General features: G+C 46.5%; 1 pseudogene. It reads left to right on the top strand.

Annotation, left to right across the window (positions count from 1 at the left end):
- Positions 1 to 215 (top strand): annotated as a pseudogene (locus tag AN944_RS21740) (hypothetical protein); the annotation flags it as partial.

Raw genomic sequence — 215 nt, 5'->3', positions numbered from 1 at the left:
ACTGTAGACTTAGTGATTGATGCATCGAACCAAGGCGATATCACTGGTACATCACAAGATATTCCAGCGGGTGGTACGGTCACTCTGGTTATCACCGATATTGCTGGCACAGCAATTACCATCACAGATGTAGCCGTTAATGCTGATGGCACTTACTCTGTTGATAATGTTGACCTATCAACGCTTGTGGATGGCGACATCACAGTCGTGGCAAC

Origin of the sequence: Shewanella sp. P1-14-1 (assembly GCF_001401775.1) — a bacterium.
Taxonomy (GTDB): Bacteria; Pseudomonadota; Gammaproteobacteria; order Enterobacterales; family Shewanellaceae; genus Shewanella; species Shewanella japonica.
Note: the sequence above shows the minus strand (reverse complement) of the source record. Positions and strands in the feature narration are given on the sequence as shown.